Origin of the sequence: Bradyrhizobium forestalis (assembly GCF_002795245.1) — a bacterium.
GTDB classification, from domain to species: Bacteria; Pseudomonadota; Alphaproteobacteria; order Rhizobiales; family Xanthobacteraceae; genus Bradyrhizobium; species Bradyrhizobium forestalis.
The window spans coordinates 297,274-312,721 of record NZ_PGVG01000004.1 but is presented as its reverse complement, the minus strand read 5'-3'; the positions used below and the strand labels follow the sequence as shown (position 1 = coordinate 312,721).

16 protein-coding genes and 1 pseudogene are annotated in these 15,448 nt (G+C 65.0%); 8 read left to right on the top strand and 9 right to left on the bottom strand.

Annotation, left to right across the window (positions count from 1 at the left end; genetic code table 11):
• The first annotated feature begins 161 nt into the window (after nt 1-161).
• Nucleotides 162-704, top strand: coding sequence for a tetratricopeptide repeat protein (locus CVM73_RS07800; RefSeq protein WP_100231415.1), 543 nt, complete (start codon nt 162-164; stop codon nt 702-704).
• A gap of 112 nt (nt 705-816) precedes the next feature.
• Entirely contained in the window at nt 817-2,202 is a 1,386-nt protein-coding gene (locus tag CVM73_RS07795) for a serine hydrolase domain-containing protein (protein WP_167406694.1), read from the top strand.
• Here the strand turns inward: CVM73_RS07795 and CVM73_RS07790 are convergent.
• Nucleotides 2,192-3,760, bottom strand: a complete 1,569-nt coding sequence (locus CVM73_RS07790) for a S10 family peptidase (protein ID WP_100231413.1) — start codon at nt 3,758-3,760, stop codon at nt 2,192-2,194. The genes CVM73_RS07795 and CVM73_RS07790 overlap by 11 nt on opposite strands.
• A 255-nt stretch (nt 3,761-4,015) precedes the next feature.
• On the opposite strand from CVM73_RS07790, the gene CVM73_RS07785 reads away from it, so the two are divergent.
• The 3 genes from CVM73_RS07785 (at nt 4,016) to CVM73_RS07775 (ending at nt 6,049) form a co-directional block, all read left to right on the top strand.
• Entirely contained in the window at nt 4,016-4,795 is a 780-nt protein-coding gene (locus CVM73_RS07785) for an NAD kinase (protein ID WP_100231412.1), read from the top strand.
• A 100-nt stretch (nt 4,796-4,895) separates the two neighbouring features.
• Nucleotides 4,896-5,441: a response regulator gene (locus CVM73_RS07780; protein ID WP_011088265.1), complete on the top strand. Its 546-nt coding sequence runs from the start codon at nt 4,896-4,898 to the stop codon at nt 5,439-5,441.
• Nucleotides 5,442-5,470: 29 nt separating this feature from the next.
• Nucleotides 5,471-6,049 (top strand): Hpt domain-containing protein, encoded by a 579-nt coding sequence (locus tag CVM73_RS07775; protein ID WP_100231411.1) that lies wholly within the window; start codon nt 5,471-5,473, stop codon nt 6,047-6,049.
• A gap of 105 nt (nt 6,050-6,154) precedes the next feature.
• Here the strand turns inward: CVM73_RS07775 and CVM73_RS07770 are convergent, their stop codons facing one another.
• From CVM73_RS07770 to folE, 4 genes and pseudogenes are all read right to left on the bottom strand, one after another.
• Entirely contained in the window at nt 6,155-7,330 is a 1,176-nt protein-coding gene (locus CVM73_RS07770) for a DUF2336 domain-containing protein (protein ID WP_100231410.1), read from the bottom strand.
• Nucleotides 7,331-7,619: 289 nt separating this feature from the next.
• Nucleotides 7,620-8,682: pseudogene (locus CVM73_RS07765) on the bottom strand (lytic transglycosylase domain-containing protein).
• A gap of 172 nt (nt 8,683-8,854) precedes the next feature.
• Nucleotides 8,855-9,277, bottom strand: a complete 423-nt coding sequence (gene hisI, locus CVM73_RS07760) for a phosphoribosyl-AMP cyclohydrolase (RefSeq protein WP_100231408.1) — start codon at nt 9,275-9,277, stop codon at nt 8,855-8,857.
• A 27-nt stretch (nt 9,278-9,304) separates the two neighbouring features.
• Nucleotides 9,305-9,997, bottom strand: a complete 693-nt coding sequence (gene folE / locus CVM73_RS07755; RefSeq protein WP_100231407.1) for a GTP cyclohydrolase I FolE — start codon at nt 9,995-9,997, stop codon at nt 9,305-9,307.
• A gap of 236 nt (nt 9,998-10,233) precedes the next feature.
• On the opposite strand from folE, the gene CVM73_RS07750 reads away from it, so the two are divergent.
• On the top strand, nt 10,234-10,689 hold the full coding sequence (locus tag CVM73_RS07750; RefSeq protein WP_100231406.1) for an iron-sulfur cluster assembly scaffold protein: 456 nt from the start codon (nt 10,234-10,236) through the stop codon (nt 10,687-10,689).
• A 126-nt stretch (nt 10,690-10,815) separates the two neighbouring features.
• Here CVM73_RS07750 and CVM73_RS07745 read toward each other — a convergent pair whose 3' ends face one another.
• Nucleotides 10,816-11,709: a COG3904 family protein gene (locus CVM73_RS07745; RefSeq protein WP_100231405.1), complete on the bottom strand. Its 894-nt coding sequence runs from the start codon at nt 11,707-11,709 to the stop codon at nt 10,816-10,818.
• A gap of 249 nt (nt 11,710-11,958) precedes the next feature.
• On the opposite strand from CVM73_RS07745, the gene yidD reads away from it, so the two are divergent.
• Nucleotides 11,959-12,297, top strand: coding sequence for a membrane protein insertion efficiency factor YidD (yidD, locus tag CVM73_RS07740; RefSeq protein WP_100231404.1), 339 nt, complete (start codon nt 11,959-11,961; stop codon nt 12,295-12,297).
• 91 nt (nt 12,298-12,388) lie between these two features.
• Nucleotides 12,389-12,598 carry a hypothetical protein gene (locus CVM73_RS07735; protein ID WP_167406693.1) on the top strand — a complete coding sequence of 70 codons (210 nt, stop codon included), beginning with the start codon at nt 12,389-12,391 and terminating at the stop codon, nt 12,596-12,598.
• A gap of 1 nt (nt 12,599) precedes the next feature.
• Here CVM73_RS07735 and CVM73_RS07730 read toward each other — a convergent pair whose 3' ends face one another.
• From CVM73_RS07730 to CVM73_RS07720, 3 genes are read right to left on the bottom strand one after another with little or no spacing between them, the layout of a single operon-like run.
• Entirely contained in the window at nt 12,600-13,556 is a 957-nt protein-coding gene (locus tag CVM73_RS07730) for a PDR/VanB family oxidoreductase (protein WP_100231402.1), read from the bottom strand.
• Nucleotides 13,553-14,074, bottom strand: coding sequence for an MOSC domain-containing protein (locus CVM73_RS07725; RefSeq protein WP_100231401.1), 522 nt, complete (start codon nt 14,072-14,074; stop codon nt 13,553-13,555). Before CVM73_RS07725 ends, CVM73_RS07730 begins: the two co-directional genes overlap by 4 nt.
• A 59-nt stretch (nt 14,075-14,133) precedes the next feature.
• Nucleotides 14,134-15,447 carry an MFS transporter gene (locus CVM73_RS07720; RefSeq protein WP_100231400.1) on the bottom strand — a complete coding sequence of 438 codons (1,314 nt, stop codon included), beginning with the start codon at nt 15,445-15,447 and terminating at the stop codon, nt 14,134-14,136.
• Nucleotide 15,448 lies beyond the last annotated feature (1 nt).

Here is a 15,448-nt window from a genome sequence, read left to right as displayed (position 1 = left end):
ATTCTGAAGCCGATTGCAGGCTTCCGTTCATCTGGATGACAAGTTTGTCATCTGCGCCGGGGCGATTAGATCGTGCGAAGCGGGAATGTTTTCCCTTCCTGGGTGTTCCGGTCTTCGGGCAATCGTGTAGGATCGCCACGTTCCATACGGGAGACTTTTAGATGCGAAAACTCTCAACGCTTGTTGTGCCGGGCCTCGTCGCCGTGACGCTGGCGGCTGCGCCGGTGCTGTCCAGCGCCTACGCCGCTGGCAGCGACGAGCCGTCCTCGCCGCCGAAATCGGACTCCTCGTCCAAGAAGGGCAAGAAGAAGAGCTCTTCCGTTAGCGATCCCAAATTCCTCGCGGCCTATCGCACCGCCTACGCCGCGATCTACGACAAGCACGATTACACGGGCGCGATCGATCAGTTGAAGTCGCTGGGGCGCGACGACGTCGCCGACGTCGCCAATCTGATCGGCTATTCCTATCGCAAGCTCGGCGACTACCAGTCGTCGAAGGTCTATTACGAGCTGGCGCTGAAGGACGATCCGAACCACGTCCGCACCTGGCAGTATTACGGCCTCTGGCAGCTCGAGCAGGGCAACCGCGAACAGGCGCAGTATCATCTGAACAAGATCGCCTCGCTCGCCGGCACCGACAGCTCTGAATATCGCTCGCTTGCCGCAGCGCTCGACAAGCCGACCGGCGCGACGCTCGTCTACTGAGACAATCGCATCTTCAAACGACGCGGACGACGGGCACAACCACAGGGTTGTGCCCGTTCTGCATTTTCGGCTAGCCTTGCGCACCAATCCTCCCTCGCAAACCGGTAGCGCAATGGACATGTGGCTGCGATCCGCGATCGACTACATCGGCTCCTGGATCGAATTCCAATTGACGACAATCCAGCAGCCGGGCGTCATCGTGGCCTTCGCCCATCGCGGCGAAATCGTCGCCGAGCATGCGTTCGGCCTCGCCAATCTCGACACCGGCGAGAAGCTCACCCCGCGCCACCGCTGCCGCATCGCCTCGCACTCCAAGAGCTTCACCTCGGCCGGCATCATGAAGCTGCGCGAGCAGCGCAAGATCCGGCTCGACGACACCGTCGGCCAATATGTCGGCGGCCTGCATCCGCACGTCGCCGAGACCACGATCGCGCAAGTGCTGTCGCACAGCGCGGGGCTGACGCGCGATGGCGCCGATTCCGGCCAGTTCATCGACAGCCGCCCCTATCTCGACGCCAACGAGCTGCTCGCGGAATTGAAGCTGGCCACCGCAATCGAGCCCGGCACCCGCTTCAAATATTCAAATCACGGCTTCGGCCTGCTCGGCCTCGTGATCGAGGCCGTGACCAAGGAGCCCTACCCGGTCTGGATCAAGCGCGAGATCATCGAACCTGCGGGCTTGCGCGAAACCGAGCCGAATGCACCGCTTGCCAAGGGCACGCCGTTCGCGTGCGGTCATACGCGCAAAGTGCCGCTGGGCGAGCGCGGCGTGATCCCTGGCGACAATCCAGCACATGCGATGGCATCCGCCGCAGGCTTCGTCGCCACCGCCGCCGACACTGCCCGCTTCTTCGCGCAGCTGGCACCTAACGCGAAGAAGAGCGTGCTGTCGGTCGCGAGCCGCCGCGAGATGACGCGAAACCATTGGCGCATCCCGCAGAGCTTCGAGGCCTATTATGGCTTGGGCGTCAATGCCGGCAAGACCGACGGCTGGGACTGGTTCGGCCATGGCGGCGGTTTCCAGGGCTACATCTCCCGGACCTGCGCCATTCCCGCTTGCGAGCTTTCGATCAGCATCCTCAGCAACTCGATCGACGGCGCGGCCCCGTTCTGGATGGATGGCGCGATGCAGATCCTGCGCGTCTTCCAGACCCGCGGCGCGCCCGACCGGCGCGTGCGCGACTGGACCGGCCGATGGTGGACGATCTGGGGCGCGACCGATCTCGTCCCCGCAGGCAACCGCGTGCTCGTCGCCAATCCGCAGTTCAACAATCCGTTCATGGATGCCGCCGAGATCGAAGTCACCGGCCGCGACACGGGCAAGCTCGCCTGGGCTGCCGGCTATTCCAGCCATGGCGAGCCGGTGCGCCGGATCCGTGACAAGCGCGGCAAGATCAGCGACATCTGGATCGCCGGCGCGAACGTGAAGTCGGCCAAAGTCGTCGCGCGCGAGATCGCGCGGAGATATCCGCCGCGCAAGCGTCGCCCTACTCCCTGATCAGCGCCTCGACCTCGCTCCGGAATGCTTGCCGCGATCCGTCGCGCGAATAGAACATGTGGCCGCCGGGATAGACGACGAACTTCACGCGCTGCGTCACGAAGGCCGGCAGCTGGTCGAGCACCCGCTTCGTTCCGAAATAGGGCGTGGCGAGATCGAACAGGCCGTGCCCGACCAGCACGTTCAGCTTGGCATCGGTGGCGAGGATCTGGCGCAGCTCGGAGACCGATTGCGGCGGGTTGATGCCACGGCCGAAATCCCAATGCCCTTCGACGGCGCCGTTCAGGACTTCATAGGAGCCGTCGGGCCGCCAGTTGAGCTTGCGCGTCAGGACGTCGACCGCGGCACTCGTCAGCGGCGCCTGCAGCGCATCGCCGGAGGGATCGCCGAAGCGCGAGCTGCTGGAATCCGGATAGGGATCGAAGCCGCGCACAGAGGCATCGTAGCGTCCCGTCACCTTGCCGTTCTTGCGGTCGAACTCGCGGCGGAATTCACCGACATCGAAGCGCCCGGCGAGCCTGCGGCTGACCGCCCGATCGATGCCGGTGAGCTCGGCGACCTTGTCGGCAAGACGATTGGTCGCCTCCTTGTCCGCCTCGCCCTTGACGAGATCGGTCAGGAATTCGCCGCGCGCGTAAGCCTCGACGTCGGCGAGATCGGCGCGCTTGACCGGTCCCTTGGGTTCGCGCGCCACCGCGACATAGCTCGGCAGCGTCGCGACATATTGCAGGAGGCTCGTGCCGGTGAACTCGCGGAAATCCAAGAGCGGCGACACCATGATCAGTCCCCTGACGCCGATACCGTGCTGAAGCTGCAACTGGCGCACGACCTTCGGTCCGCGAATGCCGCCATAGCTCTCGCCGGCGACGTATTTCGGCGAGGTCAGCCGGTCGTGCTTTTCGAGCCAGCGTCGGATCACGAGTGCGATCGAATTGACGTCGCCGTCGACGGAGTAGAAGGATTTGCGCGCGTCCTCGCCGCTCGCGACGAAGCGGCTGTAGCCGGTGCTAACAGGATCGATGAAGACGAGATCGGTGAAGTCGAGCCAGGTCTCCGCGTTCGGCTTCACCTCGGGCGAGGCCGAGGGTGACAGGGCCTCGCCATCGAGCGGCAGCCGCCACGGACCGGCCGCGCCGAACTGGAGCCAGGCCGAGGACGCGCCCGGCCCGCCGTTGAAAAGGAACGTCACGGGGCGCGTCGCGCGATCGGCACCGTCGAGCTCATAGGAGGTGACGGCGATGTCGGCCAGCGGCTCGCCCTTGCCATCGAATACGCGGATCGAACCGGCGGTCGCGGCGAAGTTGAGGGTCCGGCCGGGCAGATCGAGCGTCTGCTTCGTGGTCGAGTCCGGCGGCAGACGGCGCGGCTCGGCCGCCGATGGGGAGGCCTGCGTCGCGCTTTGCGCGCCACCGCCGCGCCCGCCCTTCTGTCCGGCCGGCGATGCCGCCTCGGAGCGCGGCTGCGGCGGATCATCCGCGCGCGCAAGGCCCGCGAGCGCGAAAGCCGAGACCGCAAGCACCAGGCTCGCGCGGCGGAGCACCGGCAAATTCGTGACCATGATCGCTCTCCCTGTCCGGCTGTGACAGCCGGTGAGGACGGAAAGGTTAGCGCGAAATTGCGACGGTTTGGGGGATCATTGGTCTGGCGGGACCTGGAGCGGCCGACCAGGTTCAAATCGCCCGGTTCTGTGCTTAAATCCGTCCGACAGTCGCCGTTAGCTTTGGAGGACGGACCTCCTCGACAATGGAGGCTTAGGTCGTATAGACGAGCCCGGCGGAACTTTTCTCCAGCAAGGCGGCCCTGCCGAGAAGCCATGACCAAGCCCTCGCGATACGACCGGATCGCCTTCGTCGCCAGCCCGAGCAACGAGGCGCAGGTCGCCTTCGGCCAGCTCACCAGGGACTATGGCAATTGCGACCCCAAGGAGGCCGACGTCGTCGTCGCGCTCGGCGGCGACGGATTGATGCTCCAGACGCTGCATCAGAACATGCACTCGGGAAAGCCGATCTACGGCATGCATCGCGGCACCGTCGGCTTCCTGATGAATGAGTATTCAACGCACGATCTGCGTGCGCGGCTCGAGGCGGCCCACGAATCCGAGATCAATCCGCTCCTGATGCGCGCGACCGACGTCAATGACCGCGTCCATCTGCACCACGCCATCAACGAGGTCGCCCTGTTCCGGCAGACCTACCAGGCGGCGCGGCTGCGCATCCTGATCGACGAGCGCGAGCGCATGTCCGAGCTGATCGCGGACGGCATCATGGTGGCGACGCCGGCCGGCTCGACCGCCTACAACCTCTCCGCCCAAGGGCCGATCCTGCCGATCAACGCCGCCCTGCTGGCGCTGACGCCGATCAGCGCCTTCCGCCCGCGCCGCTGGCGCGGCGCGCTGCTGCCCAACACGGCCTATGTCGTGATCGAGGTGCTGGAGGGCGACAAGCGGCCGGTGGCAGCCGTCGCCGACCACGACGAGGTGCGCGACGTCCGCCGCGTCGAGGTGCTCTCCGACAAGACCATCGCGATGCGGATGCTGTTCGACCCCGGCCATAGCCTGGAAGAGCGCATTTTGCGCGAGCAGTTCGGCTACTGAGCCGCCTGCCCCGCAACGCCTCCCGAGCCCCGGTCGCAACCCTTCGTTAACCCCCGGCACGATATGGTTAACGAAGGTTGACCGCTTTGGCCAGGGCGTCATGTTCCGCATCGACTTCAACAAGCTGCGCTTCCTCGTCTGCGACGACAATCCGCACATGCGCCGCATCCTGCGGACGCTGCTGCATTCCTTCGGCGCGCGCGAGGTCTATGAAGCCGAGGACGGCGCCACCGCGCTGGAAATGTACAGCCATTACGTGCCCGATATCGTCATCACTGACTGGGCCATGCCGATCTTCGACGGGCTCGAGCTCGCGCAGATGATCCGGCAGCCGGAGTCAAAGGGCAATCCTTACGCGCCGATCATCATGCTGACCGGTCATTCCGAGAAGCGCCGCGTCACGGTGGCGCGCGATGCCGGCGTCACCGAATTCCTGGCCAAGCCGATCTCGGCCAAGGGGCTCTACCAGCGCATCCTCAACGTCGTCGCCAATCCCCGCCCCTTCATCAAGACCAAGACCTATTTCGGTCCGGACCGGCGCCGCAACACCAACTCCGCCTATATGGGCCCCGAGCGCCGCGTCGGCGAAAAGCACGAGGTGCTGCAGCAGCCCTCGCTGCTCGACAAGGCCCGCTCCACCATCTAGCGCAACGTCCTTCAGACGAGGCAGGAATCATGGCGAAGAACAGCGCAAAGGACATCGAGGTCAAGGCCTTCGCCACGCATCAAATCATCACGCAGCCCAACCCGCTGCGCAAGGTCCTGCGCCGCGTCGAGGAAAAGGACATGGACGATCCGGTGGGCCGCGCCGAACAGGCGCTCGCGGGCCTCGCCAGTGAGTTCAAGGACTGGATGACGATCGAGGTCCACAGACTGTCCGCCGCCTGGACTGCCGTGCAGAAGGATGGCTTCACGAAGGAGCTGCGCGACGAGCTGTTCCACGCCGCGCACGACATCAAGGGCGATGCGGCGACTTTCGGCTTTCCTTCGGCAGCGGGCATCGCCGAGAGCCTGTGCCGCATCATCGAGCACGCACCTGATCTGGAAAAGGTGCCGGCCGAGCTGTTCACGCACCACATCAATGCCATTCTCGCCATCGTGCACGAGAACACCAGGCTCGACAGGATCAGCGTTTCAGCCGAGCTCAGCCATCGCCTGCGCAAGGTCGCCGACGATTATCTCGCCCACGTCAACCGCGACCGCCCCGAGCATCTCGAGGTGATCCTGGCCCCGAGCATCGCGCCGGTGGAGTAATTCTCCTCTCGTCATTGCGAGCGCAGCGAAGCAATCCAGAATCCCTCCGCGGCGGCAGTCTGGATTGCTTCGCTGCGCTCGCAATGACGGAGCATGCGGGGCCGGCTACGCCGCAATCAGATCATCATAGACCGGATCGATCGCATCATCCGCGACGAGCTCGTCGCAGAACAGCCGTGCCTCTTCACGCGCGGATTCGGTGGCGAAGCGGCGCAGCAGGACCATCAGCGGCTCGGTGGCGCCCCGGTCGGTCTCGCAATGCGTGAGCACGCGCTCGACCATACGCCGGCGCAGCCGCACCGCGCCGTCGTCACTATCGACGAAGCCTTGCTCGTGGCAGGCCTCGAGTGCGACCTGGAATGCAGCAAACGTCGCCTCGGGCAACCCGGCGCGGCGGAGCAGCGCGTGCAGGCTATTGCCGCCGCGGTCGTGCAGCAGCGCCGAGACGCGTGCCAGCGGCAGATCGGCCAGTTCGGCGAGGGCCGCGTCGAACACATCGAGATTGCCCGATAGCAGTGCACGCAGGATCAGGCCCGCGGTGAGCTGGCCGGTGATGCGCAAATGCCGGACCAGGCCTTGCATGTCCTCGCCGCGCGAGCGCGCCGCGATGTTCATGGTGGAGCGGTCACGCGCCTCGATGGTGATGCGATCCGCGCGGTCGGCGCTCAGCCAGTTCCGCGCCACGACGAATTGCGCCAGTGTCTCCGAGAGCTTTGCCACCAGCGCGGCACGCGTTGCGGCCGGCAGATCCTCCAGCACCAGCATCGCCTCGCGGATCGCTGCGAGATGGCCGTGACGCTCGACGATGCGGTCCCAGGAGAACGGGGCCAGCTCGGCGTGGGGATTTTCGATCAGCTCGAGCGCGGCAGCCGCGCAGCCGACTTCGGCGATCGCGGCGCAGACCGATACCGGCAATGCGATGCGGCGGGCAACGGCGCATTGCACCTCCTCGTTGCCGGTCGCGACGATGTCGACGAGATCGGCGTCAATCAGCAGCGGAGAATGCTCGAGCAGCGGCAGCGCGACGGTCGGCTGATCTGTCGACAGCGCCCGCACGATCGCGGCCGGCGCATCAAGGCTGCGGGCAAAAGCTTCAGCCATCGCCTGCCGCACCAGCGGCGAGGGATCGTCGAGCAGCATCAGAAGCGCGCCTTCGGCGGCGATGCGGTCGTCCGCAGAAAGGTCTGAGATCAGCCAGGCCCGGGCCAACGCCCTTGTGGCCTCGGCCCGCTCGCCGGCGGGCGCCGTCCTGATCCAATGAATGAACTGCCGAACAATCATGCTGCTTCCGGCTTACACAACAAACGAAAAACGATGACGGCTCGTCACCTGCAACACAAAATAAACCACGACGCTTAACAAAGCGTTCACCATAACTGGCTGGTTTTATTGACGTTTTGTTAAGGGAACAAAGACTCCTTCCGCGCGTGCCCCGGACGCGGCGCAGCGCGCCAGCGATGCGCTGCTGAGCCGGGGTCCAGAATCTGAGCGAGTGGTGCGCGTGGCCTGGGTCCCGGCTCTGCGGCCCGTCGCTTGCGCGACGCGCCTTGTCCGGGACACGGCTTCAGAATTAGCTGCTGAACGTGCCGCTGCGATCGCTGAAGAGATCGAGCGGCTGCGGCGGCCGCACGTCCGGCGTCGCCGATGCGACCGAGGTGAGCGAGGCATTGTTGCCCCATAATTTCTGCACCGTGGTCGAGACCGGCTGCGTGGCATCGCCGGGCTGATAGATCGAACGAAACACCGGCGTGCTCGGCGCATTGTCCGCGACGACCGTTGGCGAGGTCGCATTGACGGGCGTCACGGCGCGCGTGTTCGGGAAGGTCTGGAGATAGGCGGCGTTGTCGATGACAGGCACAGCGGGCTGCACGCCGTTGGCGCTGGCGACCTCAGTGGTCGACGGCGTGCCGCCATACATCGCCATCGCGCTGCGGGTGACTTTCGAATTGGCCGCGCTGGCGTAGCGTGCGTCGAGCACCGAATAGACCTCTGAGACGCTGCGGGCGCGGCCGTCCTTGGCGTAGAAGATCGAGCGGTTGGCGGCAGCCGCGTTGGGAAACAGCCGCGCGCCGACGGCTTGCGGATTGTCCTCGGCATTGGCGATGAGTTTTGCGGCGCCGCCGACGCCCATGAAATGCGCCATATAGAGCTCGCTGTCGCTCGGCCTGCGGCCGAGCAGACCGGTGAGCTTGAAACTATTCGACTGCGTCAGCGCCGCCGCCATGGTAGATGCGGCCTCCGGGTCATCGCGCAGCTTCATGATCGATCGCTTCATCACGGGATCATCGACGGTGTAGGTGCCAGCCGAGGTCCTGGTGATGGCGTCGGCGTAGCTGCCATAACCGAGCTGGGCGCCCGCCTCCTTCACCGTGCCGAGCCAGGTCTGGTCGATGAACTGGTAGAGCCCGTGCGCGGACGAGGTGGTGGCCCCCGCCGTCGGATCGAAATCCGATTCCATCTTGGCGGTGGTCAGCATGTACTGGAAGCTGACGCCGGAGATGTTCGAGGCCTGCTTGATCGCACCGGCGACGCGCGCCCGCGACGGATCGAGGCCGGCCGTCTGCGTGGCACTGGAATTGTCGATCGACATGATGAAGTGCCCCGCCCCGCGCGGCGTTGAGCGGCGCCGGCAATTCAGCGCCCGTCGTCTCACCGTGGGACAGGTATGGTTAATGCGGGGTTAATTGACTCTCCGCGTCATTCCGGGGCATCGCGCAGCGATGAACCCGAAATCCCTCCGACCGCGCGTGTTGCCGTGCGATGGATTCCGGGCTCGTGCTTCGCACTCCCCGGAATGACAGCCGGCTATTTCTTGTAGACTGCGTCCGGATCGAACAGCCGCTCGGCCCCACTGAAGACCAGCTTCGCTCCCCCGCCCTCCGCCTCGACCTTGCGATAGAAGCACGACCGTCGGCCGGTGTGGCAGGCCGCGCCGATCTGCTCGACGCGGATCCAGACCGCATCCTGATCGCAATCGGTGCGCATCTCGATGACGCGCTGGGTCTGACCTGAGGTCTCACCTTTTCGCCACAAGGCATTGCGCGAGCGGCTGAAGTACCAGGCTTCGCCGGTCGCAATGGTCTTGCGCAGCGCCTCCTCGTTCATGTGCGCGACCATCAGCACGTCGCCGGTGGCGACGTCGGTCGCGACGCAGGTCACGAGGCCGGCGGCGTCAAAGCGCGGCTGGAAGGACAGCCCTTCCTCGATCTCATGGGAGTGAGCGGACACGACAAACCTCGCCAGTTCTTCGCGAGGTCAGCGCGTCGTGCCTCGCACCAGGGACAGGAAACGGGCTTGCTCCGCGGGGTTGTCGCGGAACATGCCGGTGAAGCGGCTGGTGAAGGTGGAGGCGCCATGCTTGGCAACGCCACGCACCGACATGCAGGTATGCTCGGCCTCGATCAGCACCGCAACGCCGCGGGGCTTGAGGATCTCGTCGATGGCCGCGGCGATCTGCGCCGTCAGGTGCTCCTGGGTCTGGAGCCTGCGGGCGAAGATGTCGGTCAGGCGCGCGAGCTTGGACAAGCCGACGACGCGTTCCACCGGCGTATAGGCGATGTGCGCCTTGCCGTAGAACGGCATCATGTGATGCTCGCACTGCGAGGTGAACTCGATGTCGCGCACCAGCACGAAATCGTCGTAGCCGGCGGTCTCGCCGAAGGTGCGGTCGAGCACCTCGGCCGGGCACTGGTGGTAGCCTTGATAGAGTTCGTCGAAAGCCTCGACGACGCGGCGCGGCGTGTCGAGCAGGCCCTCGCGCCGGGGGTTCTCGCCGATATAGGCGAGCAGCGTCTTCACCGCCGCTTCCGCCTCGGCGCGCGCGGGGCGCGGCTGGTCGGCGCGGACGGCGGCCTCCAGGAATTCGGCAGGATCAAGCTCGGCCGGACGGCTCTCGGGCTGCCGGTCAGAGGGCTTGTTGGGGCGGATGGATTTGATTGCAGCGTCCATATCGACTCCGTTCGACGGCCTCAACGGCCGGAGTGTCACCGGCAGACGGGGCGGCCAAGCCGCCGGACGCCTGAACAGAACAACTGAAGCCGGTGGAAAAGATCCTCACCACTAACGTCGGCCGCGTAGGTCTGGCCGCTCCGTTGGGCTATTTTTCCGCCGGTTCCGCCCCTATATAGGACCGTGGACGCCGCCCGCCAAGGCCGATCGGGTGCGGAAGTGCTGGACTCCATCACATGCTGAACGACATCTACAACAAGCGGATCATCGAACTGGCCGGGAATATTCCGCGCCTCGGGCGGTTGTCGGACCCCGACGCCTCTGCCACCGCCCACTCCAAGCTATGCGGCTCGACCGTGAAGGTCGACCTCAAGATGAACGGGGACACCGTCACCGACTTCGCCCATGACGTGAAGGCGTGCGCCTTGGGCCAGGCCTCTTCATCCATCATGGCAAGTCACGTGGTCGGCTCGACTGCAAGCGAGCTCCGTGAGTTACGTGAAACCGTTCGCAAGATGCTGAAGGAGAACGGCGCGCCTCCTGAAGGCAAATGGGAGGAGATCAAGTTCCTCGAGCCGGTCCGGGACTACAAGGCGCGTCATGCCTCGACGCTTCTAACCTTCGACGCCGTGGTTGATGCCATCGGCCAGATCGAGGCCAAGGCCGAGCAGCCGGCGGCAGCGCAGGGCTGATCTCTCTCCGTCCGTCATTCCGGGGCGATGCGCAGCATTGGACCCGGAACCTAGAGATGATCGATCGAGATTCTCAGGTGCGCAATTGCGCACCATAGGTCGAATGACTGCCAGGATTTTGAGAGGTTACTTCTGCGCCGCCGTAGCCGGCGCTGCCGCGCTGCCGGTCGGCACCAGGGCCTCCGCCGTCTTGGTCGACTTGGCCGGCTGTTCCGGTTCCGCGCCGAACCTGGCTTGCGTCTTCGGCGCAAGCTGCGCCATTGCCGGCGCTGAGATGTCCACATGCGGGAGCACATCAGCCACGAGATCGGTCGTGACCAGGTTGGTGAGCTTGAGCTCGCCGACGTCGAGCTCGTGCAGCTCTTCCCAGGGCGGAACGCTGAGCGCAAGCGATAGCAAGTCGCCGGCGCCGCCCATGTCGAAGGTGTATTTGGCGAGGCGGCCGATGTCGCGCTCCACGATCATCAGATCCTGCGCGCTGTAGCTCGCGGCCTTGGCATCATCGGCCCGGTCACCCATCCAGATCTGATGGACGCGGACATGAGCGGCTTCCGGCACGTAGCGCTTCTTGCCGGCCAGCAGCAGGAACACGCACATGGATTCGCAATAGGCTTCCGGCGCGACCGCCGGGCGAGCCGACTGCCCGCTGCGGAGGGTCACGCCGACCGTGGTCAAAAGCCCGAGATTGCGGAAGCGGCGGCCGAGCGTGATCGCGTCGTTGACGGAACCGCCGCTGGAGTCGAGCACCACGGTCGCGCCGCCGAGCTGGCGTCCACGCGAAAACTCTTCGAATTCCTTGGGCGTATCGGCGGTGATGATGCCGACTGCGCTGATCCAGCCGCGGCAGTTCGGCTCGCAGGCGACCCAGCTGAACTTCATCGGCAGCTTGCGCTCCTCGAGGGCAGCGCCGGCTCGGGCCGACGACCCGAATGTCGCGACGGCACCAGCCAGCGCGACTCCACAAACGGCGGTTCCCACTAGCAACCAGCCGCGAAGATCAAGGGAGTTCAGAAGTCTCAATCTGGTTCCTTCCCCAAGCCCCAAAGGTCCCTAAAACAATCCCCGGTAGCGCTCTCTGAGTCCATCATACAGGCGTATGTTTCTACACATGGACGTCACAAAAATGGTATCCGTGGGAATACAGCTCGTCCACAGCTACTTGCTGCACTGCTCCCAAAAAGCACGCAAAATATGGCGCGCAAACAACAGCTTACGGTTCCCTGCGCCGGAACCGTGCAACACCGCGATCAACGTCGCAGCAAAGCGCACATGAAGCATTCAGCCTGCGAGCATTGTTCCAGCTCTACCGACGGTGTGCTGCGGCTGCCGCGCAGGTTCGGCCGCGCGCTGATCTGGCTGTATCGGCATACGCTGTCGCCCCTGGTCGGTTACAACTGCCGGCATTTGCCGACCTGCTCGGTCTATGGCGATGAGGCAATCGAACGGTTCGGGCTTTGGGCCGGCGGCTGGATGACGCTCGCGCGCCTGCTCCGCTGCAATCCCTTCGGCACGTCCGGCATCGACAACGTGCCCCTCACCGCGCCGCAAGGCGCACGCTGGTATCTGCCCTGGCGCTACGGCCGCTGGCGTGGGGTCAATGCATCCTGACGTTGGCGCGGTGCTTTGTGCATCGCTGCCCTGACCGGAACCGGAACTTTCCGCTCGCGTTGTTTTGATGCTCCCACGGGAGGAAACAACAATGCGCTGGAAAATCAGCCCTCATTTTCACTTCAAGCCTGGTTCAAATCTCGGTTCCAAGGGGCACCTCGACCCCAGAACAATGGATCTCCTCGCCACCATTGCCTTGCTGGCGCTCGCCGTCGGTGCAGGTTGGTATCTGGCGACGAGTCTTGCCACGCCGCAGAGCACGACGACGTTCATCGTGCCGAGCCAGAGCGTGCATTGGTAGCTTAGAGGTCAAGCACCAGCCGCTCGGCGTCCGAGCCGGCCACGCAAACCATGAGATAGCGCTCGCGCTCGTAAGGCGACAGGATGCGGTCGCGGTGCACCGGCTTGCCCTCGATCCATCCGACTTTGCAGGCGCCACAGATGCCGCCGCAGCAAGAGGTGGCGATGTCGATGCCTCCCTCCTGCAATGCAGCCAGCATGGTCTGGCCGGCCCGCACGTGAATCTCGGCGCCCGAGCGCGCCAGTGACAGCGTGAACGGTTTGGCGTCGAGATCGATGACCGGTGGTGGTGCGGTGAACCGCTCGATATGGACACTCGCCGCGGGCCACGCCGCGGTCACCCGCTCGAAATCGTCGATCATGCTTTCCGGGCCGCAGCAGGCGACCATGATCTCAGATCCGCCCTCTCCGACGAGCGTTGCGAGATCGGGCCGCCCGGCCCGAGACGTCCGATGCACGATGATGCGCCCCTTGTCGACCAGTGAGCCGAGATGCGCGGCGAGCGGCACCTCTTCGCGCACGATCAGATGCAGCATGAAGTCGGCTTGCTGCGTTCGTTCGAGATGCCGCGCCACGGACAGGAACGGCGTCACGCCGATGCCGCCAGCCAGCAACACGTAGCGCGCGATGCGAGCTTGGGGCCCGAGTCCGCCGCGTGGCAACGACACGCCGATGACGTCGCCAATGCCGACTTCGTCATGCAGCGCCCGCGAGCCGCCGCGTCCATCCGCTTCGCGCTTGACCGCGATGACATAGCGCGTGTTGTCCGCGGGCTCGTTGCACAGCGAATAGGTGCGGACCAGCCCGTTCGGCAGATGCAGATCGATATGCGCGCCGGGCTTGAACGGCGGCAATTCCCACCGGTCGGGATCGGCCAGCGTGAATAGTTTTATGCCTGCCCCCGCCTCCTCGATGCCGGTAACGATCGTCTTGACGGTCGTGATCGGGCGCGCGCTCATGCTGCATTCCGCACGGTGTCGCCGACCCTGACGATGCCGCCTTGCACAATCTTGCAGTTGAGGCCGGAGCGATTGATCAAGGGGTCGAAGATCGCCTTGCCGGTAATCTCCTCGATATGCCGGCACGGCACCGACAGCCGCGTCGCTTCCAGCAGGGTCTCGCCCAGCCAGAGGCGGCGGCCGACGAGATGATTCAGCGGCACGCCCTCCACGGTGACGTTACGCCGATGCTCCTCTGGGCCGAGCTCGATCCCGGCGTCGCGCTTCAGCGCAACCAACGTCTCGAGTTCGAACAGGGTGACCTGCCGGCCCTCCTCGGGCTTGTGCGAGTAAAACCCCTCTTCCTTGCCGATCATGTAGCGGTCGCCCTTGATCCCCTTACCGGCGACGAGGGTGAGCGTCTCAGCTGCGCGCATCGGCAGGAACGCGCGCGGGGCGAGATGGAGGAAGCGCACCACGCCGGTCCAGCCGAGCTGTGCTGCGCTCTGCGCCGGACTGGCGCTGATCGTATCAAGCATGACACATCCTTATGAGCTTATCAGAAGTAGTGGCGCCGCCGGCACCGGCGCCGCGGGAATCAGGTCAGTTCCTTGTTCGCCATCTCCGGCGCGAACGTAGTCGCGGTCGCGGTGATGGCAGCGCAGGCAATCAGCAGCAGCGAGACCGGCCAGGTTGCGCCGCCGCTCCATGCCATCAGAGAGGCTGCAATCAGCGGCGTCAATCCGCCGCTCAGCGCGGCGCCGACCTGGAACCCGAGCGAAGCGCCGCTGTAACGCAGGCGCGCGGTGAACAGCTCGGAGTACCAGGGCGCGCCGATGCCGAACATGACCATCTGACCGAAGGTGATCGCGACCACGATGGTGCATACAACGATGGTCGGATCACGGGTGTCGAGCAGCCAGAACAGAGGGAAGGCAAACAGCGCCGAGAACAGGCAGCTCGCATAGAACATCGTCTTGCGGCCGACGAGGTCGGACAGCCAGCCGAACAGCGGGATGGCAAGCAGCGCGACCAGCGATGCGGCGAACGCCCCGTTCAGCACCACCGCACGCGGCAAGCCGAGATTGGCGGTGGCGTAGGACATCACGAACACACCTCCGATGCTGGCATAGGCGATTTCAGAGATCTTCAGACCGACCGCGGTGAAGAATGGCCGGCGGTGATGCCTGAAGATCTCAAGCAGCGGCAGGCTTGCGACTTCCTTCTTGGCCTGGACCTGACGGAAGGCGGCGGTCTCTTCCATGTTGAGGCGGATGTAGAGACCGACGCCGACCAGCAGGATCGAGATCAGGAAGGGGATGCGCCAGCCGTAGGCCATGAAGTCGCTCTCCGGCAGGCTCGCCACCAGCGCGAACATGCCGATCGCGGCGAGATTGCCGATGGGATTACCGACTTGCACCATGCTGCCGAGCAGGCCGCGGCGGTGTGTCGGGCAATTCTCCACGACCATCAGAACGGCCCCGCCCCATTCGCCACCGAGGCCGATACCCTGGAGAAAGCGCAATCCGATCAGCAGCACCGGCGCGGCGATACCGATCTGCTGGTAGGTCGGAAGCAGGCCAATCAGGAAGGTGCCGATGCCCATCACCATGATCGTGATCGCGAGCATCGCCTTGCGGCCGACCCGGTCGCCGTAATGGCCAAAGATCGCAGCCCCGAGCGGCCGCGCCAGAAATCCGACGGCATAGGTGCCGAAGGCCGCAATGGTGGCGAGCGTGGGGTTGCCGGCGGCGAAGAAGACCTTGTTGAACACCAGCGCGGTCGCTGTGCCATAGATGAGGAAGTCATACCATTCGACCGCGGTGCCGATCACGCTTGACCACACGATCCGCCGCAAGCTCGCCGCCTCGTCCGGCGCTACGTTCAGGGTTACGTCGTCTGCTACGGTCATC